Source organism: Sphingopyxis sp., from assembly GCF_034380315.1.
GTDB lineage: Bacteria > Pseudomonadota > Alphaproteobacteria > Sphingomonadales > Sphingomonadaceae > Sphingopyxis.
The window spans coordinates 542005-564206 of record NZ_JAXMPB010000001.1; the positions used below are offsets into that span (position 1 = coordinate 542005).

The window sequence follows — 22202 nt, forward strand, 5'->3', positions numbered from 1 at the left end:
GCCGGGGCAATTTGCCCAAGTTCGTGCCCGTGCAAAGCTGTGATACTGTCGCAAGACATCGGGGCGCCCGGCGCCCGCCGGCAAACGGGGACACAGCAATGGACGGCCTCGATCCGCTGATGCTCGCGCGCATCCAGTTCGCAGCGAACATCAGCTTTCACATCCTCTTCCCGACGATCACCATTGCGCTCGGCTGGGCGCTGCTGGGCTTCAAGATCGCCTATAACCGCAGCGGCGACGAGGCGTGGATGGACGCCTATCGCCTGTGGGTGAAGATTTTCGCGCTCAGTTTCGCCATGGGCGTCGTCTCGGGCATCACGATGAGCTTCCAGTTCGGCACCAACTGGCCCGGCTATATGGAACGGGTCGGCAATGTGGCGGGACCGCTGCTAGCCTATGAAGTGCTCACCGCCTTTTTCCTCGAGGCGGTCTTCCTAGGCATCATGCTTTTCGGCTTTCGCCGCGTTCCGGGATGGCTGCACACGCTCGCGACCCTTCTGGTCGCAGCCGGGACGACGCTGTCCGCTTTCTGGATCATCGCGCTCAACAGCTGGATGCAGACCCCCGCCGGCTACGAGATACGCGGCGACGTCGTGCACGCCGCCGACTGGTGGGCCATCATCTTCAACCCGTCGATGCCGTACCGGTTGGCCCATATGCTGCTGGCCTCTGCCCTGACCGTATCCTTCCTGATCGCGGGGATGAGCGCCTGGCGATGGCTGCGCGACGGCGGCGGCGAAGGCGTCCGGCGCACGCTGAAAGCGGCAATCTATGCCGCCGCGCTCCTGATCCCCGTCCAGATTTTCGTCGGCGATCAGCATGGGCTCAACACGCTCGAGCACCAGCCACAGAAAGTCGCGGCGATGGAGGCGAATTGGGAAACCCGGCCGCACGTGCCACTGGTCCTGTTTGCCATTCCCGACAGCGCGGCCCGCACGAACCATGTCGAAATCGCCATTCCGTCGGGCGCGAGCCTGATCTTGAAACATCGCGCCGATGGCGTCGTTCCGGGGCTCAATGATTATCGGGACAACCACCCGCCGGTCGGCCCGCTGTTCTGGGGTTTCCGCATCATGGTCGGGCTCGGCGTCCTGATGCTGGCGTTGTCGTGGCTGTCCGCCTGGACGATCCGGCGGCGCGGCGTCGAAGGCCTGCCGCGCTGGCTCGCCCGCACGCTCGTCGCGATGACCTTTTCGGGCTGGCTCGCAACGCTGGCGGGTTGGTACGTCACCGAAATCGGGCGCCAGCCGTGGCTTGTCAGCGGCGTGCTGCGCACCGCAGACGCGGTGGGACCGGTCGGGCCCGGCATGGTCGCCGGGTCGCTGGCACTGTACCTCACCGTCTATGCGGTGCTGCTGACCGCATATATCGCCGTGCTCTACCGCCTCGCCCGGCTGGGCAAGGCCGCGCCGCAGGGCAAGCCCATGTTCCCCATTCCCGGGGCGGCCGACGCCACGGCGGCGGCGCAGGAGAAACCGGCATGACTCCTTTTCTGGATCCCTGGTGGCTGCCCGTCATCTTTGCCGGGCTGATGGGGCTTTCGATCCTGCTCTATGTCATTCTCGACGGATATGACCTGGGGGTCGGGATGCTCACCCGCCTGGCAAAGGACGCCGACCGCGATCTGATGGTCGCCTCGATCGGCCCCTTCTGGGATGCGAACGAGACCTGGCTGGTGCTTGGCATCGGCCTGTTGCTCGTCGCCTTTCCTCTCGCCCACGGCCTGATCCTGACCCAGCTCTACCTGCCCGTCGCGCTGATGCTCGTCGCGCTGATCCTGCGCGGCGTCTCCTTCGAATTCCGTGCCAAGGCGCCGCCCGCGCACAAGCACCGCTGGGACGACGCCTTTTTCGCGGGCTCGCTGCTCGCGGCGCTGTGCCAGGGCTATATGCTGGGGGCCTATGTGCTGGGCTTCGATCAAGGCCCGGCCGCGGTGATCTTCTGCCTGCTCGCCGCACTCGGGCTGGTTGCGGGCTATCTCTTCATCGGCGCCTGCTGGCTGATCTACAAGGTCGAGGGCGAGCTCCAACGGCGCGCGGTGCACTGGGCACGGGTCGCGCTTTGGGCGACCGCCGCCGCCATGGCGGTAATTTCGATCGCGACCCCGCTCCTCTCGCCGCGCATCTTTGCGCGCTGGTTCCACTTGCCCGAGATCATCGCCCTGCTGCCGATTCCGATGGCATCGGCGACCCTGTTCGTCGGGCTCGCCATTTTCCTGCGCCGGCCGCTGCGCGAAAGCGACGCGCTGTCGTGGGTGCCGCTTGCGGTCGCGGGCATTCTCTTTGCCCTCGGTTTCATCGGCATCGCCTACAGCTTCTACCCCTATCTGATCGCCGACCGGCTCGACATCTGGCAGGCCGCCGCCTCACCCGAATCGCTGAGCATCATCCTGATCGGCGCGCTGTTCGTGCTGCCGGTGATCCTCGGCTATTCGGTTCTGGCGCACTGGATCTTCCGCGGGAAAGCCACGCATCTCAGCTATGAGTAAAACCACGCCCGGACCCGGCCCCGCCGATCACAGCATCGCGATCAGCCGCTCGACCTCCGCCGCCGCAATCCGCGCGGCGCGGGAAAGGTTGGCGTGAAAATCACCGCCGCTCGCGTCATTGGCGTCGTCGGTCACCGCCTTGATCGCGCCCCATGGCAACCCCAGCCGCGCCGCGACCTGTGCGACCGCACCGACCTCCATATCGACGAGCGTCGCGCCAAGGCTCGCCCGTAGATCGGCCGCCGCCGCGGGACAGGCGACGAAGCTGTCGCCGCTGGCGATGCGCGCATGGGGAAGGCCGAGGCCGGGGTCCGCCATCGCGGCAAAATGCGCCTCGCCCGGCTCGCCCAGCGGCCAGTCGCCGGCGCGGTAACGACGAAAAAGGCCGGGTTCGTTCGCGCCATAATCATGCTGCACCGCCTCGGCGAGCCAATAGGCACGCCCCGCCTCGGCCCCCAGCGCGCCGCACGTGCCGGTCATCAGCAGCATGTCGGCCCGGCCCGCGAGCATTCCGGCGGCGAGCGCGGCGTGGACCTTGCCGAGCCCGCACGTCGCGATGACGACATCATGCCCCGATGCCGCAACGCGCCGGACGGCAAACGGGCCGCCTTCGCGCGTGCCTTGGCCGGGGAACAGCGCATCGCCCTCTTCGGGCAGCGCGGCGAGGACGAGAAGCGCGGACATGTCAGCCTCCTAACGCCGCCGGACGGCCTTGCAACCCTTTGCCCGCTGTAACCCTTTGCCCGATCCCGGCGAACCCGTCGGCAACCCCATGCCCGAAAAAAGGATGATATCATGCGCCGCCTCTTCTCGCCCCTGCCCCTGCTCATCGCGGCGGCTGCCATCGCCATCCCGGTGACGACCGCCATGTTGGTCCGGCCGGTCGCGGCCGCCGACGCAGGCGTGAAATCCGTCCCCTTCAGGCAGGAAAGCTTCGACGCGGCCCGCGCGGCGGGCAAGCCGATACTGGTCGATGTCCACGCGCCATGGTGCCCCGTCTGCGCACGCCAGCAACCGGGCATCGCGGCGGCGCAGCGCGATCGGCGCAACGCCGGGCTGATCGTCTTTCGCCTCGACTTCGACAATCAGAAGGACGCCCAGCGGCCGCTGGGGGTGACGCGCCAGTCGACGCTGATCGCGTTCAGGGGGCGCAAGGAAACAGGGCGCCTGCTGGGCGTGACCGACAAGGCGGCGATCGCCCGCCTGATCGCCTCGACACGCGGCTGAACGCCGCCGCGACCAAAGCCCTTTCATGGACATTCTGACCCTTGGCGCCGCACTTCTCGCCGGCGTCCTCACCATTTTGTCGCCGTGCATCCTGCCGATCCTTCCGATCGTCCTGGGGTCGGCGAACAGCGCGCACCGCTGGGGCCCGGCGGCGCTCGCGCTGGGCCTTGCGACCGGTTTCGCGTTGCTCGGCCTGCTCGTTGCGACGCTGGGCGCTTCGGCCGGTCTCTCGCCCGACCTGTTCCGCTTGGTGTCCGCATGGCTGCTCATCCTGTTCGGCCTTGTCCTGCTTGTCCCGGCGGCACAGCGCGCGATGACGCGCCTGCTCGCGCCGCTGGCCACGCTTGCCGATGCGCAGGTCGATCGGCGATTCGGACCGCGACCGGCGCAAGGGCTTGGCGGACAATTTGCGCTGGGCGCGCTGCTCGGCGCAGTATGGAGCCCGTGCGTCGGCCCCACGCTCGGCGCGGCCCTTTTGCTCGCCAGCCAGGGCCAGCACCTCGGCCAGGCGGCGGCCGTGATGCTCCTTTTCGGGATTGGCATCGCCATGCCGCTGGTCGCGATCGGCATGGCGGGCGGCCGGGCGCTGCAACGCATGCGCGGCGGGCTCGGGCGATCGGCAATGCTGGGCAAGCTGCTGCTCGGCGGCGGGATGCTGGTCGCCGGGCTGCTCGTTGTCACGGGCTGGGACAAACTCATCGAAATCTGGTTCGTCGAAAACGGGCCGGAGTGGGCGAACGCGCTGTCGACCCGTTTCTGAAACCCGGCGCGCTTCGCCCTTGCCAAGCCGCCGATGGGCCGCCATCGCTCGGGCCATGCTCGCGCGCCTGTTTCCCGACCGCTTCGTCCCGATATTGTTCGCGACGATCCTGCTCGCCAGCCTGCTGCCGGTACGCGGCGACGCGGTGCCGGTCGCGCAGGGCATATCGACCGCGGCGATCGTCCTGCTCTTTTTCCTGAACGGCGTCCGCCTTCCGCGTGACGAGGTGCTGCACGGCATCCGCAACTGGAAATTGCAGGGCGGCGCGCTCGCCTTCTGCTTCGGCGTCATGACGCTGATCGGCCTCGGCGCGCAGGCGGCGCTCCAGCCGTGGCTGCCCGCGACGCTTGCGCTCGGCTTTCTGTACCTCGGCATTCTGCCCTCGACCGTCCAGTCGGCGACCGCCGCCACCTCGATGGCGGGGGGCAATGTCGCGGCGAGCGTCGTCGCGGCCGCGCTGCTGAACCTCACCGGCGTCATCGCCTCGCCGCTGCTGTTCGCGGCGCTGGCCGGAAGCGCGGGCGCCATCAGCGGCGAGGCGGCGCTGCGCATCACCCTGATCCTCCTCCTTCCCTTCATCCTTGGCCAGTTCGCGCAGCGCTGGCTGCGCCCCTGGGTGCTCGAACACCGCAGCCTCGCGACCCTCATGGATCGCACGGCAATCGCCATCGCGGTCTATGTCGCCTTTTCGGCGGCGGTCGTCGCGGGAATCTGGGACCAGCTCGACGGGCGCGAAGTCGCGGTTGTCCTTGTCGCAGTCGCGGTGCTGCTGGCGCTTTCCTTCGGCGGCGCCTGGGCGTTCGGCCGCCTGCTCGGCCTGGCGCATGGCGACCGGATCGTCCTTCTCTTTTCCGGGGCCCAGAAAAGCATCGCGGTCGGCGCGCCGCTCGCCGCGACGCTGTTTCCGCCGGCCATCGCCGGCATGGTGCTGGTGCCGATCCTCGTCTATCATATGGCGCAGTTGATCCTGTCGGCATGGATCGCGCCGGTGTTGAAGCGCTCGACACAGGTGTAGTGCTTGAACAACACAGGTCCGCGTGCCATATTGGCAAGCGACCCTGGGGCAATTGGGGTTGGAAGGAATAGGAATGAGCGAACAGACTGCAACGGCGACCGCGACGGACGAACTGAAACTGACCCCGCCCGAACCCGTCCCCGCCGTGACGCCCGAAAAGGCCGCCGGGCTCGTCCCGCTGTCGACCGACCAGAAATCCAAGCTGGAAGAGCGTGTCGACAGCTTCATCGACGATCTGGTCGCACAGGATGAAAACTCGCCCGAATTCGGCAAGCGCGTCGACCAGATCACCAACATGGGCCGCAAGGAGATGCTGGAGGCGGCGAACCATTCGAACCGTTTCCTCGACCGGCCGGTCAAGGCGATGGAGCGCGACAACGATATTGGCATGAACCTGATCGAGCTGCGGAACACCGTCGAACGGCTCGACCCGTCGGCGAACGGCAAGCTTTTGTCGAAGCGCGGTTTTCTCGACAAGATCTTCGGCAGCAAGCTGACCAATTATTTCGCGCAATATCGCAGCGCCCAGTCGCACATCGGCGGCATCCTGACCGCCCTGTCGAACGGCAAGGACGAACTGTTGATGGACAATGCCGCCATCGACGTCGAGCGCCGCAAGATGTGGGAATCGATGGGCAAGCTCGAACAGATGGTCCACATCGCCAACACGCTCGACCAACGGCTGGAGGCCAAGGCGGTCGAACTCGACGGCAGCGATCCGGCCAAGGCAAAGATCCTGCGCGAAAATGCGCTTTTCTATGCCCGCCAGCGCACCCAGGATCTGCTCACCCAGATGGCGGTGACGGTGCAGGGCTATCTCGCGCTCGATTTGGTCAAGAAGAATAATGTCGAGCTGGTAAAGGGCGTCGATCGCGCCTCGACCACCACCGTCGGCGCGCTGAAGACCGCGATCACCGTCGCACAGGCGATGACCAACCAGAAACTGGTGCTCGAACAGATCACCGCGCTCAACACCACCACCGCGAACATCATCGACGGCACGTCAAAGATGCTCAAGGACAATACGGCGCGCATCCACGAACAGGCGGCGTCGAGCACCATCCCGATGGAAACATTGAGCCGCGCCTTCCAGAATATCTATGACACGATGGACGCGATCGACACCTTCAAGCTGAAGGCGCTCGACACGATGAAGACCACCGTGACCGCGCTCGAAGGCGAGGTGGCGAAGTCCAAGGGATATATCGCGCGTGCCGAGGGCGCCGCGCAGGCGCAAGCCAGCGTCGGCGGCACCGACAGCCCGCTTGCCGCGCTCGAAGGATAAGATATGGCGATGAGCGAGGTCGATAAGATCAGCGCGCTCGGCAACGCCGCGATCGAACGGTCGCGCGGCCGGCGGCGGCCGATCGGCACCAAGAGCGTCGCGCTGCGCCGCCAGCATCTCTACCGGAAACTCGGCCGCATGCTGATCGCGGGCGGCGTCGTGCTGCTCGGCGCGGCGCTGTTCGGCGCGCTGATCCAGCCGCTCGGCTTCACCGGCCTGCTCGCGCTCGTCGTACTGCTCGTCGGGGTCGCGGTGCTGTTCGGCAAATGGCCGCCCTTTCCCGAACCGCGCCAGGCCGACCTGCCCAAGGCCGACCTCAAACAGCTCGCCGGACGCACCGAAATATGGCTCGAGGCGCAGCGCCCCGCGCTGCCTGCCCCGGCGCGCCAGCTTGTCGACGGCATCGGGGTGCAGCTCGACCTGCTCGCGCCGCAACTCCAGACGCTCGACGCCTCCAGCCCGGCGGCGACCAATATACGCAAGCTGGTGGGCGAAGACCTGCCCGAACTGGTCGCGGGCTATCAGCGCATTCCGGCGGGTTTGCGGACAGAGGCCCACGCCGGACGCACCCCCGACGAAACACTGGTCGGCGGCCTCAAGATGCTCGAACGCGAAATCGGCGACGCGGCGCGCAGCCTCGCCGCCGGCGAGCTCGACAAGCTCGCGACGCGCGAACGCTATCTCCAACTCAAATATGAAGGGCTAGAGCGCGAGGACGGCTGATCGGGCGGGGCTAGCGCCCCTTCGATTTGGCGGTCGGCGGTCATCCGTCACCCATCATCCCGTCATCCCAGCCGGAGGCGCGCATCCGGTCGATTCCTGACGGACCCAATTTGTCCGCGCCGCCTAAACCCCTCCCCTTCAGGGGAAGGGTTGGCTGAAACCTTGCGCAAGGGCGATGGCCCCCACCCCAACCCAGTGCCGAGTCGTGCAGCTCCCCCGGATTGGACTTGGACTGCCTGGGGAGTAGCCGTGAGGGAGAAGGGCCTGATTCCACCCAAACAGGGCAAGCCTTAATCCTTTGTATCCGCCGATATTTCGGCAATTCGATCGGCTATCTGTTGCTCAAACCGATAAAGGTCGATGGGGCCAGCAACCGGATGCCGCGTTTCCTCTTTGCCGACAAAGCTCCCAAAATAACGGGCCGTCGAGCTGTTGAAATGCAGCCTCGCAATCGTCCGGCGGTTATTGTCGTCGAGCAGAATGGCACAATAGGATTTCTGGTCCCGCATGACGATGCGGGCCGGATCGACGAAGCGCGCGCCGATCGCGCGGAGAATGTTGAAACCGTCGATCTCGTCCTGCGTCGTGACAATGCCGTCGTCTTCCAACGCGGCCGCGCCATTCGGCGCATCCGTGTCGAGCGGGTTCGAAACCTGAAGCGCCGAGGTCAAACGCGCGTTCACCTTGTCGCGTACAATGGAATTGATGGAATTGACGATCAGCGCCTTGAATCGCTCTTTGATCGCGGCGGTGACCTTGCCGTCGTGGACCCGGCTTGCGATCAGCTTCACAAACTCATCCGACGGATCGGCAAATTGCTTGTCAAGCTCCGCGGCAACCAAGGTTTGCATCTTGAGATTGCTTGCTTCCGCTACGATTTTTTCGATGTCGAATTCGCCTTTCACGAAATTCGACAAGGTCCGAACATCGGCCTTTTTCACCGCATCGAGCTGGAAGGTAAAAAAGGGCTTTTCGTCCATCTTGTTCGGCGTGTCGATGTCGGAAAAAAACTTGAACTCCACACCGTTGGTCAAGATCGCGATGCGCGCCTCCCTTGTCGAGAAATAGCGAAAAAGTTGCGAGGCATGATTCAAATTCAATTCGGCATTAACCGGCTTGCATTCGATCAAAATCGACACCTTGCCATCGTTGCAAATGGCATAATCGACTTTCTCCCCTTTCTTGGTTCCCACATCGCAGGTGAATTCCGGGACAACCTCTGATGGGTTGAATACATTGTAGCCGAGGGCCTGAATAAAAGGCATAACCAGCGCATTTTTTGCTGCCTCTTCTGTTAAAAGAACCTCTCTATGTTCGCGGATCACTTTCGCAAGATCGGCAAGTTTTGCCTCAAGATCCATGCCCCACCTCCCCAGTTGAATTTTCCGGGTCAATCTAACCCAACCCTTCTCGCCTGCAACATTTTCCTTTCATCTTGCACAATATTGCGCAAGTAAAAGCATTACACCTCTCATAAATACTTTCAAATCTGTGATATTTTGCGAAACAATCCGTTCGCCCCGATCTAATCGGCCGCCTAGGCGGCGTGGACGAATTCCGCGATCGCCGGAAGGGCCGTTTTGCGGGGGCGCCAGCTATATGAGGCGGCCGTCATCACCGCGTCATCCCGTCATCCCAAGGCGTGCATCCGTTCGATTCCCAACGTGCCGAATGTGTCCACGCGGCCTAAACCGTACCCTCTTCGCGCTCGGCCTGCTGGCGCGCCCACATTTCGGCGTAAAGGCCGTGCATGGCGAGGAGGTCCTCATGGGTTCCGGTTTCGGCGACCCGGCCACGGTCGAGCACGATGATCCGGTCGGCGTTCACCACCGTCGACAGGCGGTGCGCAATCACCAGCGTCGTGCGGCGTTCGGCGATACGCTCCAGCGTCGCCTGAATCGCGGCCTCGGTCCGGCTGTCGAGCGCGCTCGTCGCTTCGTCCAGGATCAGCAGCGGCGGATTTTTGAGCAGGGTGCGGGCGATCGCGACGCGCTGTTTCTCGCCGCCCGACAGCTTGAGCCCGCGCTCGCCGACCTCGGTGTCATAGCCCTGCGGCAGGCTGGCGATAAAGGCGTCGATCGCCGCGCCCTCGGCGGCCGCGGTGATCGCCTCCGCGCTCGCGCCTTCGCGGCCATAGGCGATATTATAGCCGATGCTGTCGTTGAACAGCACCGTGTCCTGCGGAACGATGCCGATGCCCGCGCGCAGGCTGGCCTGCGTCACCTGCGATATGTCCTGCCCGTCGATCAGCACCCGCCCGCCCTGCGGGTCATAAAAACGGAAGAGCAGCCGCGCGATCGTCGACTTGCCCGCCCCCGACGGCCCGACGATCGCCAACGTCTCGCCGGCGCCGACCGCAAAGCTGACCCCGTTCAGGATCGTGCGATCGGGGTCATAGCCGAAGACCACATTGTCGAACGCCACCGCCGCGCCCCGGATTGCCAGCGGCGGCGCGCCGGCTGCGTCGCGAACCTCGGGCGGGGTGTCGATCAGGCGGAACATCGCCTCCATGTCGATCAGCCCCTGGCGAATGACGCGATAGACCATGCCGAGCATGTCGAGCGGGCGGAACAGCTGCGCCAGCAACGTGTTCACCAGCACAACGTCGCCGACCTGGAAAATCCCCCGCGACCAGCCCCACACCGTATAGGCCATGGCACCCGCCATCGCGGCGTTGGTGATGAAGCTTTGCCCGACATTCAGCCAGGCCAGGCTGTTCTCGCTCTTCACCGCGGCGCGGGCATATTGGTCGGCGACATCGCGGTAACGTGCCGCCTCGCGTTCTTCGGCGCCGAAATATTTGACCGTCTCATAATTGAGCAGGCTGTCGACGCTGCGCCCGACGGTCAGCGTGTCGAGGTCGTTCATCCGCATCCGCAGCGCGTTGCGCCAGTCGGTCACGCGGCGGGTGAAGATGATATAAAGGACGACCATCAGCGCGGTCGCGCTGGCAAGGCCAAAGCTGAACTTGGTCCAGAAGATCACCAGCACCGCGATCAGTTCGATCAGCGTCGGGGCGATATTGAACAGCAGGAAATAAAGCATCGTGTCGATGCTCTTCGTTCCGCGCTCGATCACCTTCGTCACCTCGCCGGTGCGCCGCGCGAGGTGGAAACGCAGCGACAGCGCGTGAAGATGGGTAAAGGTCGTGATCGCCAGCTCGCGCGTCGCATCCTGCCCCACCCGCTCGAACACGACATTGCGCAGATTGTCGAACAGCACCCCGGCAAAGCGCGCGCCGGCATAGGCGATCACCAGCCCGATCGCGAGCGCGGCGCCCTCCTCCATGCCCGGCGCCATGCGATCGATCGCGGCGCCATAAAGGAAACCCATCGACAGCTGCACGCCCTTCGACGCCAGCACGATCAGCGCGGCCAATATGATGCGCAGCTTGTGCCCGCGATGCCCCGCAGGCCAAAGATAGGGAAGAAAGCGCTTCAGCGTATCCAAAACCGGGGGTTCGCGCGAAGCGTCGACGGAGGTGGCGGTATCAGGCGGCATCGCCGCCCCATGTAGGGGGCAGGACGCCCGGCGCCAAGAAGCGGCAACCGATCGCCAACGTTATGCGGCGGTTTGGCGCTGCGCGATCAACCTGCGCCGTGCCGGGCCTGGTGACGGATGATCCGGTCGATCAGGCGGCGCTCCTCGGTCGTGGGGCCGGCGACGGCCGGTTCGGGCGGCGGATCGCTGCGGCGGCCAAACAGGGGACGACGGGACGGAATCAACCGGGACAGCGGCATAAGGGCGCCTTTCGCAGTGCGGCTCGCCCCCCGGCTCCGCGGGTCACTGGTCCCCCGTCGCGACCATCGCCCGCCATGCTTTCGAAAATGTGAAAGTGGCTGGTTACTGCTTTCTTTCCGGTACCGTGAAGGTGCCGGTCACGCGCCCGCCGGTGCCGCCCGCGACCGGGTTGCCGTCGGGGCCGCGCGCCGCGCCGCGTCCATCGACCGTCGCGCGCCCGCTGTTGAGATCGATCACCAGCCGCCCGCCCGACAGGCGGTTGCCACGCTGGCGCAACTCGACATTGCCGACCATGGTGATCAGCCGCCGATCGAGATCATAGATGGCGACATTGCCCGACGCGCGCTCGTCGCCCTTGGTCACGACGACCCCGCCCGATGCGTCGAGCCGGTTGACGTCCGTGCCCCCGGCACGGGTGTAGGCGACCGTCATCCGCTGGGCGGTCAGGGTCAGCCCGGCCTGCGTCACGCGGACATTGCCCGCGATGACGACGCGATCGGCGCGGTCCTGCACCTCGATTACATTCGCCGCGAAATCGACCGGCGCGTTGCTGTTGTGATTGGCCAGCGCCTGGGCCTGCGCAGCGGGACCACCGATGCCGCCCGACAGCAGGGCCATGCTGGTCAGCGCAAAGCTCGCGCCCGCGAGCGCCACGCTCGTCCTGTTCCAAAGGCCCGTCATTTGAGCACTCCCTGATTGATCCGCAGCCGGGCATTGCCCGACAGGCGCACGACCCGCTCGTCGAGGTCGGCGGAAAGCTGGTTGGCCGAAAATTGGCCGATGTTCAATGTGCCGTCGACACCGCCGGTCCCCGACAGGCTGCGCTCCTTCATGTCGATTGCGACATTATGGGCGTCGATGCGATATCCGTTGGCGCTTTTCACCTGCACCAGCCCCGGCACCAGCACCTTTTCGCTGTCCATGTCATAGGCGCCGCGGGCCGCGGCGATCGTCGCCGGCCCATCGGCCAGCCGGATCGCCGCCGACAGATTTTCCATGCGCACCACGGGTTCGGCAGAGCTTTGCTGCACCGCACTGCCCGCAACCAGCGCAAAGGGCTGCCCCTTGGTGTCCTGGCCGCGATATTCGGCGCGGGTCACGCGCATGCGCTCCTTCGCCACCTCGACCTTGTCCTTGGCGAGCAGAAAGCTGATCTCGCTGCGCTGGGTAAAGGGCGAAAAGACCAGCACCGCGCCGACCACGCCGATGACAAGCGGCAGGCCATAACGCAAAATGCGCACGACGCGGTCGTGGTTCGACCCGCGGGCCGCCCACATCCGGCGCATTGTGCGATCCAGTTCGGCGCGTTCCGACATGCCGTCCTCGCTGTCCGTCGCTCAGCTGTGTGCGAAAATATCGACCTCGGGCCAACCCGCAAGGTCCAGCGCCGCGCGCGTCGGCAGAAAATCGAAACAGGCCTGCGCCAGTTCGGTGCGTCCTTCGCGCGCCAGCCGCGCGTCGAGCACCGCCTTCATCGCGTGCAGGAAGCGCACGTCGCTCGCCGCATAGTCGCGCTGCGCATCGCTCAGCTCGGCGGCACCCCAGTCGCTCGACTGCTGCTGCTTCGACACTTCCTGCCCCAGCAGTTCGCGCACCAGTTCCTTCAGCCCGTGGCGGTCGGTATAGGTGCGGACCAGCTTCGACGCGATCTTGGTGCAGTAAACCGGCGCCGTCACGACGCCCAGCGCATGCTGCAACGCGGCGATGTCGAATCGCGCGAAATGGAACAGCTTCAACCGCGCGGGATCGGTCAGAATCGCCTTCAGCACCGGCGCGTCATAGTTGCTGCCGGGACCAAAGCGCACCAGATGCTCGTCGCCCGATCCGTCGCTGATCTGGACAAGGCACAACCGGTCGCGCAGCGGGTTGAGGCCCATCGTCTCTGTATCGACCGCCACCGCACCCGGGCCCAATGCGCCTTCGGGCAGATCTTCTTCATGGAAATATACCGTCATGCCGCCCGCCTTAGGCCATGCAGCCTTGCCGCTCAATGACTGGTTTTCGTATCGCGCAAAGCCAAAATGGCGCGCCGCACGCAGCCCCCGGCAAAGCATGAATAATCACCTGCCAGCCAATTGAATTTTCTGTTCGCAGAAGCGACTGCGATAGGTTATAAGTTTCGCCGTTAGCGGCATGGGGCGAGTCTATGCCCGTGGTGAACTGCGTCCCCGTCCGGCGCAATGAGCCGGTTTAATGGGGTGTGGACGAACCGAAAGCGACTACTAGGCAATGAGTTTCAACAAGGATCGCCGCGGCCACCGGGGACGCGGCAAGCGCGATGATTTCGGCAATTTCGATAGCTTCGAGCCCGCACCCTATGGTGGTGACAGTTACGGTGGCGGACGTGGCGGCTTCGGCGGCGACCGTGGCGGCTTTGGCGGTGGCGATCGCGGCGGCTTCGGCGGCGGCGACCGTGGCGGCTTCGGCGGTGGCGATCGCGGTGGCTTCGGCGGCGGACGCGGCGGCGGCATGCCGGCGCAGGTCGTTGGCGAAGGCCAGGGCACGGTCAAATTCTTCAATGGGTCCAAGGGCTTCGGCTTCATTGCCCGCGACGATGGCGGCGAAGATGTCTTCGTCCACATCAGCGCGGTCGAACAGGCCGGGCTGCAGGGCCTGGCCTCGGGCCAGCCGCTCGGCTTCACGCTCGTCGAACGCAATGGCAAGGTGTCGGCCATCGATCTGAAGATCGAGGGCGAACCGATGCCGGTCGAGGAATTCGCACCGCGCCGCGACGATCGCGGCGGCGAACGTCCGGGCGGCGCCCGCGGCCGTCGCCAGCTCACCGGCGAACGCACCTCGGGCACGGTCAAATTCTTCAACACGACCAAGGGCTTCGGCTTTATCGCGCGCGACGATGGACAGGCCGACGCCTTTGTCCACATCAGCGCGGTGCAGCGCGCGGGCATGGCCGGCCTTGACGAAGGCGATCGCGTGGCTTTCGATATCGAAGTCGACGACCGCGGCAAATTCGCTGCCGTGAACATCCAGCCGCATCAGGACTGATCGGCCGGACACAGGCGAACAGGAAAAGGGCGGCTCTCGGGCCGCCCTTTTTCTTTTGGTGCGGCGCGGCCGTTCAGGCGCTCGCGGTGGCCTTCAGAAACCAGATGCGCTGTTCGGTTTCGTCGGCCCAGCCGTCGACAAGGCCGCTGGTGGCGATATCGCCGCCTTCTTCGGCCGCGGCTTTCACTTCGCGAATCTGGGCCAGCAGCATTTCATTGTCGGCCGCCAGGTTGCGGACCATCGCGTCGGCGTCGGCGTCGACCGCGGCGGCGTCATCGTCGCGGATCGACTGACGGCGGCCGACCTCGCCGATCGAACGCAATGTCGCGGCGCCATTCTTGCGCACCCGCTCGGCAATCAGGTCGGTGGTCGCCAATATTTGCGCCGCCTGTTCGTCGAACAGCAAGTGCAGGTCGCGAAATCGCGGCCCCTGAACATGCCAGTGATAATTTTTCGTCTTGAGATAGAGTGCGAAACTGTCGGCGAGCAAGGCGTTCAGCGCGTCGGCGACAGCGGGTTGATTCTTCTGGGACATGGGACATCCTTTCTGTTGCCCTGAATATAGGGACAAAAAGGGTCCGGCGCCCATGAAGCGTGCCGCTTTCTTTCATCGAAAAAATCGATGAAACCCTTGAAGGATGCACCTACCCCTCGATGAGGCCGAAAGCCGTCATCGCCGCGCGCGCGCCCCACAGCAACAGGATCGCCGCGCTTGCCCAGCGCAACCGGCGCGCGGCGCGCCCTTCGCCAAGGTCGGCGCCAAAGGCCAGAAAGGGCAGCATCGACAGAACCCAGCCGATCAACCCGCCCGCCGCGGCCCAATGACCCGCGCCGCTGGTCGCGGCGAGCGCCCCGATCAGGAAATGGCTGCGATCGCCAAGCTGCCCGATGCCAAGGCGCAGCGCGAGGACCGGATAGGACACAGGCGCCAGGGCCGCGGCATCGGGGGTCAGCCGTCCGCGCCACAACAGCGCGGCAGCCGCCGATACCAGCGCAAAGGCGACGAACAGCGCGACCACCCCCTGCCCGACCATTCGCGACAGCGCGGCGCCGAACAGCGCGGCGACCAGTGCGTTGGCGACAAAGGCGCCGACGGCGATCATCACCACCGGCCGCCGGTCGCTGCGCAGCGTCAGCAGCCGCGACAGAAAGGCGCCGCTGCGTCCGTCGGCATTGGCCAGCAGCACAGCCACCAGCGCGATCATGATTGCATCCATGGAACAGCTGCCTGAAAGCTTAATCGCCGCCCGTCAATGGCCGAGCCGCACCGCCACCGATGCCAGCCACGCTTCCTGCGCGGCGGCGGCAAGCGGTCCGCGCGGCGCCTGCGCGGCGTCGTTCATGGCGTCGAGATAGGCCAGGATGGCGGCGTGCTGTCCGCCCGCGGCCATCGCCGATTCCAGGCGGCTCGCCAGCGTTTCGACGGCGGCAAAGCCATGGTCGCGTGCCAGACAGCGGATATCGTCGACCCCTTTCGCCATCTGGGCGAGCGCGCAATGCGGCAACGCCGCCGCGAGTGCGCCGATCTGGCCGGCAAGGCGGCCCTGGATATCATGGCCCGGATCGTTGCAATTCAGCATCATCCACCCCCCTGTTTCCTCCAGGGAGAGGATCGCGCAATCCGGTTAACAGCAGGTTAGGCGTATCAGCGGTGTCCGGCGGGGCCGCCCAGCCCCTGTTTGCACCGATACATGTCGCGGTCGGCGGCGGCCAATATGTCCGATTCGGTGGCGCCGCTGGTCAGCATCGCAACGCCGAAACAGGCCGACAGCGCGATTTCATGCCCATCATAACGTGCCGGGGTCGCGCTCAGCGTCTGGCCGAGCCGATCGATCTGCGCCCGCGCACCATACTCGCTCGACTGGTCCAGGATCAGCCCGAATTCGTCGCCGCCGATCCGGGCCGCCACGTCGGTCGACCGGATCGATCCGGCAAGCCGCTTGGCGATTTCCATCAGCGCGAAATCGCCCCCGGCATGACCGAAATTATCGTTGATATATTTCAGCTGATTGACGTCGACGAACACCACCGCGGCGGTTTCGGCGTGGCGTTCGAACCGCGCCAGCCGCTGGTGGATTGCCGTCAGGAAGTAACGGCGGTTGAACAGCGGGGTCAGCGTATCGCGCTCCGACACGCGCTCCAGCTCGGCGACCGCGATCTTCAGCACGCGATTTTCGCGGCGCAAAGCGTCGCGCTCGCGCCGCATCTCGCGCAGTTGGTCTTCGATGGAGTCGACGGGCATGATACCGATCTGATCGACCGCGATCCTTGCCCCCCCTACACTATCCATTCCCAGTCCCCGTGCATTCTGAACTGGCCGCCGACTGAAAGCCAACGTCCGAATTAACCGAAGACATTAGCCAGCACTTGATACCAATCGGTAAACGCCCGCCCAATCATTCGCGCGGCGTTGCCCACGCCTTCCCGACTCGCTAGGGGGAGTGCCGTGGCGATGAATCGCCGGAACAGGAGAATAGGGACGATGGAGGGCAGCGCACCGCGCGTCGGGGTTATCATGGGAAGCCAGTCGGACTGGACCACCATGTCGCACGCCGTCCATATCCTGGAAGAGCTGGGCATCGCGCACGAGGTGCGTATCGTGTCCGCCCACCGCACCCCCGACCGGCTGGTATCCTATGCCAAGGAAGCCGCTGGGCGCGGGCTTCAGGCGATCATCGCCGGGGCCGGCGGCGCCGCGCATCTGCCCGGCATGGTCGCATCGATGACGCGCGTTCCGGTCCTCGGCGTGCCCGTCCAGTCCGCGGCCCTTTCGGGTGTCGACAGCCTCTATTCGATTGTCCAGATGCCCGGCGGCATTCCCGTCGCCACCTTTGCCATCGGCAAGGCGGGGGCGACCAATGCCGCGCTCTTCGCCGCCGCGCTGCTCGCCAACAATGATCCCGATCTGGCAGCAAAGCTCGATGCATGGCGCGCCGCGCAGACCGAGGGCGTTGCCCCCATCCCGGTTCGCGAGGGCTGACCGCTTGTTGCCGCCGGGTTCGACGATCGGCATTTTGGGCGGCGGCCAGCTTGGCCGCATGCTTGGCCTCGCCGCCGCCAATCTGGGGTACAAGGTGCATATCTATGCCCCCGATGCCGAAAGCGTCGCGGCAGAGGTGACGGCGCACCACACCCAGGCGGCGTGGGACGACGAACCCCGGCTCGCGGGCTTCGCCTCGGCGTGCGACGTCGTGACCTTCGAATTCGAAAATGTCCCCGTCGACACGGTGCGCTTCCTGTCGGGCCATGTCGCGGTCCGTCCGGGCGCCAAGGCGCTGGAAATCGCGCAGGACCGGCTGACCGAAAAGGATTTCGTCGCGGATCTCGGCGGCCGCCCGGCGCCCTATGCGGCGGCGCCCGACCGCACCGCGCTCGACACCGCGCTGGACCGGATCGGCACCCCCGCGATCCTCAAGACCGTGCGCATGGGTTATGACGGCAAGGGCCAGGCGCGGCTGAGCACGCCCGACGATGCCGACGACGCCTGGGACGGCATCGGGCGCCACGCCGCGGTGCTCGAAGGCTTTGTCGCGTTCGAGCATGAATTTTCGGTGATCCTGGTACGCGGCATCGATGGCGAAACCCGTTTCTGGGACAGCGCGGTCAACGTCCACGAAGGCGGAATCCTGGCCTCTTCCAGCCTGCCGCCGCCGCCGCTCGTCGCCGCGCAGCAGGACGAGGCACGCGCGATGATGGCGGCGATTGCCGATGCGCTCGACTATGTCGGCGTCCTGACCGGCGAATTTTTCGCCACCGAAGACGGGCCCGTGTTCAACGAAATGGCACCGCGCGTCCACAACAGCGGCCATTGGACGATCGAGGGCGCGGTCGCCAGCCAGTTCGAAAATCATATTCGCGCCGTTGCCGGGCTGCCGCTCGGCAGCACGCGCACCCTGGCGCTACCCGTCACCATGCGCAACCTGATCGGCGGCGCGATCGCCGACGTCCCGGCCCTGCTCGCGGACGAAAACGCCCATGTCCATCATTATGGCAAGACCGAGGTGCGCGACGGGCGCAAGCTCGGCCATGCCACCTGGGTCGGAGCTCCCCCTGCATGAATCGTCCGGACATCACGCTGATCCTCGCCCGCGCCGCCAATGGCATCATCGGCGCCGACGGCAAGATGCCCTGGCACATTCCCGCCGACCTCCGCCGCTTCAAACAGCTCACCATGGGGCGCCCGATGATCATGGGGCGCAAGACCTATGACAGCCTGCCGGCGGTGCTCGAGGGGCGCCGCCATATCGTCCTGACCCGCGATCCCGAATGGGAGGGCGAGGACGCCGAACCCGTCGCCAGCGTCGAAGAGGCGCTGCGCCTCGCCAATGCACCGCAGGCGATGGTGATCGGCGGCGGCGAAATCTATCGCCTGTTCCTGCCGCTCGCGACGCGCATCGAACTGACCGAAGTGGCGCTGGAACCCGCGGGCGATGCCAGCATCGCCTATCCCGACGCCTCCCAATGGCGCGAAACCGCGCGCGAGGATCATGCCGCGGCCGAGGGGCGCCCCGCCTACAGCTTCGTCACCTTCACAAGGAAAAGCTGATGCGCCGCTGGCTTCTGATCGTCCTGGCCCTGCTGATTATCCTGGCCGGCGCCTTTTTCATTTTTGCGCCCGGCTATATCGAACGCGGCACCAATCGCATCGACGGCAAGCCGCTGGCGACCGTCAGCGAACGCGCCCGCGCGCTGCACCAGACGCTGACGATCGTCGATCTGCACAGCGACACGCTGCTTTGGAAACGCGACATCCGCGATCGTGCGACACGCGGCCATATGGACCTGCCCCGGCTGGAGGAAGGCCATGTCGCGCTGCAAATCCTGTCCAGCGTCACCAAATCGCCCAAGGGACAGAATTACGACGCGAACAGCGACGACACCGACAATATCACCAGCCTCGTCATCGCCCAGCTCCAGCCGATGCGGACGTGGAACTCGCTGCTCGAACGCTCGCTGTGGCATGCCGAAAAGCTGCACCGCGCGGTCGCGGCCTCGCAAGGCGACCTGCGCGCCGTGACGGCCCCCGCCGACATCGCCGCGCTGCTCGCCGCGCGCCAGGACAAGGCTGCGCCCGTCGGCGCGATGCTCAGCATCGAAGGGCTGCAAAATCTCGAAGGCGACATCGCCAATCTCGACAAGCTCTACGCCGCGGGCTTTCTCATGGCGGGGCTCACCCATTTCTTCGACAATGATCTCGCGGGGTCGATGCACGGGCTCAAAAAGGGCGGGCTGACCCCCCTCGGACGCGACGTGGTGACGCGGATGGAGGCCAAGGGGATGATCGTCGATATCGCCCATTGCAGCCAGGCCTGCGTCGCCGACATATTGAAAATGGCGCGCCGTCCGGTCGTGTCGAGCCACGGCGGGGTCCAGGCGACGTGCAAGGTCAATCGCAATCTTTCGGACGAACAGATTCGCGGCGTCGCCGCGACCGGCGGTCTGGTCGGCATCGGATATTGGGACGCCGCCGTCTGCGACACCTCGCCCGCCAGCATCGCGAAGGCGATGAAGCATGTCCGCGACCTCGTCGGCATCCAGCACGTCGCGCTCGGCAGCGATTATGACGGCGCCACCACCGTCCGCTTCGATACGTCGAAGCTCGTTCAGATCACCCAGGCGCTGATCGACGCGGGCTTTTCCGACGACGAAATTCGCGCCGCGATGGGAGGCAATGCGATCCGCATCCTCAGCGCCGGGCTGGTGCCGCTGGCGCCGCCGCCGTCCGTTTCGGCCCCATGACGCGGCTCGACGGCCATCATCCTGTCGCCGAACCGCTGCGCGGCGGGGTGATCGCACTCGGCAATTTCGATGGCTTTCACGCCGGGCATCAGGCGGTCGTCGGGCGCGCGGTGCGCCATGCAAAGGATGAAGGCCGCCCGGCGATCGTCGCGACCTTCGACCCGCATCCGGTGCGTTTCTTCAAACCCGACGTTCCGCCCTTTCGCCTCACCACGCTCGACCAAAGGCAGGAACTGTTCGCCGCCGCAGGCGCCGACGCGATGCTCGTCCTGCCCTTCGATGCCGCGCTCGCCGGGACGAGCGCGGCGGATTTCATCACCGACCTGCTCCTCGGCCGTTTTGGCGCGGCGGGGGTCGTAACCGGCGCCGATTTCGTCTTTGGCAAGGGGCGCAGCGGCGATGTCGTCACCCTCGCCGATCATGCCCGCCGCCTCGGCTTCTTCACCGAAATGGTCGCGCCGGTCGATGACGCCGCAGAGGTGATTTCATCGAGCCGCATCCGCGAAGCGCTCCAGGCCGGCGACTGCGCGACCGCCGCGCGTCTGCTGACCCGTCCCTTCACGGTGCGCGGCATCGTCCAGCATGGCGACAAAAACGGCCGCCTGCTCGGCTTTCCCACCGCGAATATCGACATGGGCAGCTATTTGCGCCCGCGCTACGGCATTTATGCCGTTACCGGCCGCCTCGCCGATGGCCGCGTCCTCAAGGGCGCGGCGAACCTCGGCATCCGGCCCAGCTTCACGCCGCCCAAGGAATTGCTCGAACCGCATTTTTTCGATTTCGACGGCGATCTTTACGGTCAACAGATCGATGTTGAATTTCGTGCCTTTATTCGTGGCGAAGAAAAATTCGACGATATGGATGCCTTAATGACGCAGATCGCATTGGATTGCGACGCGGCGAAGGCGTTACTTTCCGCTCGCTAAGTCCCCGCGCGCCCCGCTGGCCCGCGACTGTCCCATTTCTACGCCGCAACGCTCCACCATGCCCGGAAAGGATTGGCTCGCGCCGAAAAAGGGGATAATCGCCAAGCAAGTTCAAGGTGATGGCCGCGGGGGAACGCATGACCGACAATAGCGACGACTGGGCCGCCGGGCTCGAAGGCCCGGCGAAAAAGCCGATGCGGCCGGCGACCCGCATCTTCCTCTGGGCGTTCGCCGCCTTCGTCGCCTGGGCCGTGCTCAGCAACGCAAGCTGGCTCGCGCCCTCACCCGAAGGCAAGCCCAGGCTGATCGCGCATCGCGGCGTCTATCATCTCTATGACAAGCGCGCCGCCTTCGGGCGCGACACCTGCACCGCACAGCACGCCCTGCCGCCAAGCCATGAGGTGTTTGAAAACACCCCCGAATCGATGCGCTGGGCGGTCGGGCTCGGCGCGAACATGGTCGAGGTAGATGTCGCACCGACGAAGGACGGCCGCATGGTCCTCTTCCACGACTGGACGGTCGATTGCCGCACCGACGGCACGGGCGAGACGCGCGACCTGACGCTGGCCGAGCTCAAGGCGCTCGACATCGGCCATGGCTATACCGCCGACGGCGGCCAGAGCTTTCCCTTGCGCGGCAAGGGGGTCGGCAAGATACCGACGGTCGAGGAAGGGCTGGCGGCGCTGCCCGTCCACCCGATCCTCTTCAACTTCAAATCGAAAAATCCGGCCGAGGCCGATCAGCTGTTCGCGATCCTGAAAGCCTCGGGCCGCGACAGCGCAAAGATCGGCGACGCCTTTTACGGGGGCGAACGGCCGGTAAAGCGGATGCGCGAATTGATGCCCAACAACTGGTCCTTCGACCTCCAGCGCGGCGCACGCGCGTGCAGCAAGGATTATATTACCTATGGCTGGACCGGCATCATTCCCGAAAGCTGCCGGAACGGCGTCCTTGCCATCCCGATCAACTATCAATGGGCCTTCTGGGGCTGGCCCGACCGGCTGATCCAACGAATGGACAGCGTCGGCGCGCGTATCATCGTCTTTGGCCCCCATGAAAGCGGCAAGTCGAACGAGGGGCTGACGACGCCGCAACAACTCGCGAAGGTGCCCGCGAGCTTCAACGGCTTTATCTGGGTCGAGGATATCCGCGAAGTCGGCCCCGCGCTCAGGCCGCGGCAGAGATAGATACTGGCCTATCCTTCATCGTCACCCCGGGACTTGATCCGGGGTCCAGCTTCTCGACGTTGCTGAGCTGGACCCCGGATCAAGTCCCGGGGTGACGAGGTGGGTATC

At 65.5% G+C, this 22202-nt stretch carries 25 protein-coding genes; 14 read left to right on the forward strand and 11 right to left on the reverse strand.

All coding sequences use genetic code 11. The features are described 5' to 3' along the window. The first annotated feature begins 98 nt into the window (after positions 1–98). On the forward strand, positions 99–1484 hold the full coding sequence (locus U0S50_RS02745; protein WP_322307201.1) for a cytochrome ubiquinol oxidase subunit I: 1386 nt from the start codon (positions 99–101) through the stop codon (positions 1482–1484). Continuing rightward, complete coding sequence (locus tag U0S50_RS02750; protein ID WP_322307202.1) at positions 1481–2488, forward strand: cytochrome d ubiquinol oxidase subunit II; 1008 nt, start codon at positions 1481–1483, stop codon at positions 2486–2488. Before U0S50_RS02745 ends, U0S50_RS02750 begins: the two co-directional genes overlap by 4 nt. Before the next feature lie 27 nt (positions 2489–2515). Here the strand turns inward: U0S50_RS02750 and U0S50_RS02755 are convergent, their stop codons facing one another. Further along, entirely contained in the window at positions 2516–3172 is a 657-nt protein-coding gene (locus U0S50_RS02755; protein ID WP_322307203.1) for a 5'-methylthioadenosine/S-adenosylhomocysteine nucleosidase, read from the reverse strand. 111 nt (positions 3173–3283) lie between these two features. On the opposite strand from U0S50_RS02755, the gene U0S50_RS02760 reads away from it, so the two are divergent. From U0S50_RS02760 to U0S50_RS02780, 5 genes are all read left to right on the forward strand, one after another. Beyond that, positions 3284–3715: a thioredoxin family protein gene (locus U0S50_RS02760; RefSeq protein WP_322307204.1), complete on the forward strand. Its 432-nt coding sequence runs from the start codon at positions 3284–3286 to the stop codon at positions 3713–3715. 25 nt (positions 3716–3740) lie between these two features. Next, the gene (locus tag U0S50_RS02765) at positions 3741–4475 is read left to right on the forward strand and encodes a cytochrome c biogenesis CcdA family protein (protein ID WP_322307205.1); all 735 of its coding nucleotides are present in this window, start codon (positions 3741–3743) and stop codon (positions 4473–4475) included. 55 nt (positions 4476–4530) lie between these two features. Beyond that, positions 4531–5490 carry a bile acid:sodium symporter family protein gene (locus U0S50_RS02770; RefSeq protein ID WP_322307206.1) on the forward strand — a complete coding sequence of 320 codons (960 nt, stop codon included), beginning with the start codon at positions 4531–4533 and terminating at the stop codon, positions 5488–5490. A 73-nt stretch (positions 5491–5563) separates the two neighbouring features. Continuing rightward, on the forward strand, positions 5564–6775 hold the full coding sequence (locus tag U0S50_RS02775; RefSeq protein WP_322307207.1) for a toxic anion resistance protein: 1212 nt from the start codon (positions 5564–5566) through the stop codon (positions 6773–6775). Positions 6776–6784: 9 nt separating this feature from the next. Then, entirely contained in the window at positions 6785–7498 is a 714-nt protein-coding gene (locus U0S50_RS02780; protein ID WP_322307208.1) for a hypothetical protein, read from the forward strand. 290 nt (positions 7499–7788) lie between these two features. On the opposite strand, the gene U0S50_RS02785 is transcribed toward U0S50_RS02780, so the two are convergent. The 6 genes from U0S50_RS02785 to U0S50_RS02810 form a co-directional block, all read right to left on the reverse strand. Continuing rightward, on the reverse strand, positions 7789–8859 hold the full coding sequence (locus tag U0S50_RS02785) for a type I restriction endonuclease (RefSeq protein ID WP_322307209.1): 1071 nt from the start codon (positions 8857–8859) through the stop codon (positions 7789–7791). A gap of 325 nt (positions 8860–9184) precedes the next feature. Continuing rightward, positions 9185–10999 (reverse strand): ABC transporter ATP-binding protein/permease, encoded by a 1815-nt coding sequence (locus U0S50_RS02790; protein WP_322307210.1) that lies wholly within the window; start codon positions 10997–10999, stop codon positions 9185–9187. A gap of 86 nt (positions 11000–11085) precedes the next feature. After that, positions 11086–11238: a hypothetical protein gene (locus U0S50_RS02795; protein ID WP_322307211.1), complete on the reverse strand. Its 153-nt coding sequence runs from the start codon at positions 11236–11238 to the stop codon at positions 11086–11088. Between the two features lie 103 nt (positions 11239–11341). Continuing rightward, positions 11342–11920: an LptA/OstA family protein gene (locus tag U0S50_RS02800; RefSeq protein WP_416194944.1), complete on the reverse strand. Its 579-nt coding sequence runs from the start codon at positions 11918–11920 to the stop codon at positions 11342–11344. Then, positions 11917–12555, reverse strand: a complete 639-nt coding sequence (gene lptC / locus U0S50_RS02805; RefSeq protein WP_322307212.1) for an LPS export ABC transporter periplasmic protein LptC — start codon at positions 12553–12555, stop codon at positions 11917–11919. The genes U0S50_RS02800 and lptC overlap by 4 nt, the downstream gene beginning before the upstream one ends. A gap of 21 nt (positions 12556–12576) precedes the next feature. Then, positions 12577–13194 carry a ribonuclease D gene (locus U0S50_RS02810; protein ID WP_322307213.1) on the reverse strand — a complete coding sequence of 206 codons (618 nt, stop codon included), beginning with the start codon at positions 13192–13194 and terminating at the stop codon, positions 12577–12579. Positions 13195–13468: 274 nt separating this feature from the next. On the opposite strand from U0S50_RS02810, the gene U0S50_RS02815 reads away from it, so the two are divergent. Beyond that, positions 13469–14242 carry a cold-shock protein gene (locus tag U0S50_RS02815; RefSeq protein WP_322307214.1) on the forward strand — a complete coding sequence of 258 codons (774 nt, stop codon included), beginning with the start codon at positions 13469–13471 and terminating at the stop codon, positions 14240–14242. Positions 14243–14315: 73 nt separating this feature from the next. On the opposite strand, the gene U0S50_RS02820 is transcribed toward U0S50_RS02815, so the two are convergent. From U0S50_RS02820 to U0S50_RS02835, 4 genes are all read right to left on the reverse strand, one after another. After that, entirely contained in the window at positions 14316–14777 is a 462-nt protein-coding gene (locus tag U0S50_RS02820) for a DNA starvation/stationary phase protection protein (protein ID WP_322307215.1), read from the reverse strand. 109 nt (positions 14778–14886) lie between these two features. After that, complete coding sequence (locus tag U0S50_RS02825; RefSeq protein WP_322307216.1) at positions 14887–15459, reverse strand: hypothetical protein; 573 nt, start codon at positions 15457–15459, stop codon at positions 14887–14889. Between the two features lie 33 nt (positions 15460–15492). Continuing rightward, on the reverse strand, positions 15493–15825 hold the full coding sequence (locus U0S50_RS02830; RefSeq protein ID WP_322307217.1) for a hypothetical protein: 333 nt from the start codon (positions 15823–15825) through the stop codon (positions 15493–15495). A 62-nt stretch (positions 15826–15887) separates the two neighbouring features. After that, positions 15888–16532 (reverse strand): GGDEF domain-containing protein, encoded by a 645-nt coding sequence (locus tag U0S50_RS02835; RefSeq protein WP_322307218.1) that lies wholly within the window; start codon positions 16530–16532, stop codon positions 15888–15890. Positions 16533–16724: 192 nt separating this feature from the next. On the opposite strand from U0S50_RS02835, the gene purE reads away from it, so the two are divergent. The 6 genes from purE (at position 16725) to U0S50_RS02865 (ending at position 22094) form a co-directional block, all read left to right on the forward strand. Continuing rightward, complete coding sequence (purE, locus tag U0S50_RS02840) at positions 16725–17222, forward strand: 5-(carboxyamino)imidazole ribonucleotide mutase (RefSeq protein WP_322307219.1); 498 nt, start codon at positions 16725–16727, stop codon at positions 17220–17222. Positions 17223–17226: 4 nt separating this feature from the next. Beyond that, on the forward strand, positions 17227–18300 hold the full coding sequence (locus tag U0S50_RS02845; protein WP_322307220.1) for a 5-(carboxyamino)imidazole ribonucleotide synthase: 1074 nt from the start codon (positions 17227–17229) through the stop codon (positions 18298–18300). Further along, positions 18297–18788 carry a dihydrofolate reductase gene (locus tag U0S50_RS02850; RefSeq protein WP_322307221.1) on the forward strand — a complete coding sequence of 164 codons (492 nt, stop codon included), beginning with the start codon at positions 18297–18299 and terminating at the stop codon, positions 18786–18788. The genes U0S50_RS02845 and U0S50_RS02850 overlap by 4 nt, the downstream gene beginning before the upstream one ends. Then, on the forward strand, positions 18788–19981 hold the full coding sequence (locus U0S50_RS02855) for a dipeptidase (RefSeq protein ID WP_322307222.1): 1194 nt from the start codon (positions 18788–18790) through the stop codon (positions 19979–19981). Before U0S50_RS02850 ends, U0S50_RS02855 begins: the two co-directional genes overlap by 1 nt. Then, positions 19978–20907: a bifunctional riboflavin kinase/FAD synthetase gene (locus U0S50_RS02860; RefSeq protein ID WP_322307223.1), complete on the forward strand. Its 930-nt coding sequence runs from the start codon at positions 19978–19980 to the stop codon at positions 20905–20907. Before U0S50_RS02855 ends, U0S50_RS02860 begins: the two co-directional genes overlap by 4 nt. A 137-nt stretch (positions 20908–21044) precedes the next feature. After that, complete coding sequence (locus U0S50_RS02865) at positions 21045–22094, forward strand: glycerophosphodiester phosphodiesterase family protein (RefSeq protein ID WP_322307224.1); 1050 nt, start codon at positions 21045–21047, stop codon at positions 22092–22094. Positions 22095–22202 lie beyond the last annotated feature (108 nt).

Coding starts and splice junctions, on each gene's coding strand:
- U0S50_RS02780 (WP_322307208.1), top strand. CDS start 6,785: ATGAGCGAGGTCGATAAGATCAGCGCGCTCGGCAACGCCGCGATCGAA.
- U0S50_RS02850 (WP_322307221.1), top strand. CDS start 18,297: ATGAATCGTCCGGACATCACGCTGATCCTCGCCCGCGCCGCCAATGGC.
- lptC (WP_322307212.1), bottom strand. CDS start 12,555: ATGTCGGAACGCGCCGAACTGGATCGCACAATGCGCCGGATGTGGGCG.
- U0S50_RS02830 (WP_322307217.1), bottom strand. CDS start 15,825: ATGATGCTGAATTGCAACGATCCGGGCCATGATATCCAGGGCCGCCTT.
- U0S50_RS02755 (WP_322307203.1), bottom strand. CDS start 3,172: ATGTCCGCGCTTCTCGTCCTCGCCGCGCTGCCCGAAGAGGGCGATGCG.
- U0S50_RS02745 (WP_322307201.1), top strand. CDS start 99: ATGGACGGCCTCGATCCGCTGATGCTCGCGCGCATCCAGTTCGCAGCG.
- U0S50_RS02835 (WP_322307218.1), bottom strand. CDS start 16,532: ATGGATAGTGTAGGGGGGGCAAGGATCGCGGTCGATCAGATCGGTATC.
- U0S50_RS02825 (WP_322307216.1), bottom strand. CDS start 15,459: ATGGATGCAATCATGATCGCGCTGGTGGCTGTGCTGCTGGCCAATGCC.
- U0S50_RS02785 (WP_322307209.1), bottom strand. CDS start 8,859: ATGGATCTTGAGGCAAAACTTGCCGATCTTGCGAAAGTGATCCGCGAA.
- U0S50_RS02820 (WP_322307215.1), bottom strand. CDS start 14,777: ATGTCCCAGAAGAATCAACCCGCTGTCGCCGACGCGCTGAACGCCTTG.
- U0S50_RS02760 (WP_322307204.1), top strand. CDS start 3,284: ATGCGCCGCCTCTTCTCGCCCCTGCCCCTGCTCATCGCGGCGGCTGCC.
- U0S50_RS02810 (WP_322307213.1), bottom strand. CDS start 13,194: ATGACGGTATATTTCCATGAAGAAGATCTGCCCGAAGGCGCATTGGGC.
- purE (WP_322307219.1), top strand. CDS start 16,725: ATGGAGGGCAGCGCACCGCGCGTCGGGGTTATCATGGGAAGCCAGTCG.
- U0S50_RS02775 (WP_322307207.1), top strand. CDS start 5,564: ATGAGCGAACAGACTGCAACGGCGACCGCGACGGACGAACTGAAACTG.
- U0S50_RS02750 (WP_322307202.1), top strand. CDS start 1,481: ATGACTCCTTTTCTGGATCCCTGGTGGCTGCCCGTCATCTTTGCCGGG.
- U0S50_RS02865 (WP_322307224.1), top strand. CDS start 21,045: ATGACCGACAATAGCGACGACTGGGCCGCCGGGCTCGAAGGCCCGGCG.
- U0S50_RS02795 (WP_322307211.1), bottom strand. CDS start 11,238: ATGCCGCTGTCCCGGTTGATTCCGTCCCGTCGTCCCCTGTTTGGCCGC.
- U0S50_RS02770 (WP_322307206.1), top strand. CDS start 4,531: ATGCTCGCGCGCCTGTTTCCCGACCGCTTCGTCCCGATATTGTTCGCG.
- U0S50_RS02765 (WP_322307205.1), top strand. CDS start 3,741: ATGGACATTCTGACCCTTGGCGCCGCACTTCTCGCCGGCGTCCTCACC.
- U0S50_RS02790 (WP_322307210.1), bottom strand. CDS start 10,999: ATGCCGCCTGATACCGCCACCTCCGTCGACGCTTCGCGCGAACCCCCG.
- U0S50_RS02800 (WP_416194944.1), bottom strand. CDS start 11,920: ATGACGGGCCTTTGGAACAGGACGAGCGTGGCGCTCGCGGGCGCGAGC.
- U0S50_RS02855 (WP_322307222.1), top strand. CDS start 18,788: ATGCGCCGCTGGCTTCTGATCGTCCTGGCCCTGCTGATTATCCTGGCC.
- U0S50_RS02860 (WP_322307223.1), top strand. CDS start 19,978: ATGACGCGGCTCGACGGCCATCATCCTGTCGCCGAACCGCTGCGCGGC.
- U0S50_RS02815 (WP_322307214.1), top strand. CDS start 13,469: ATGAGTTTCAACAAGGATCGCCGCGGCCACCGGGGACGCGGCAAGCGC.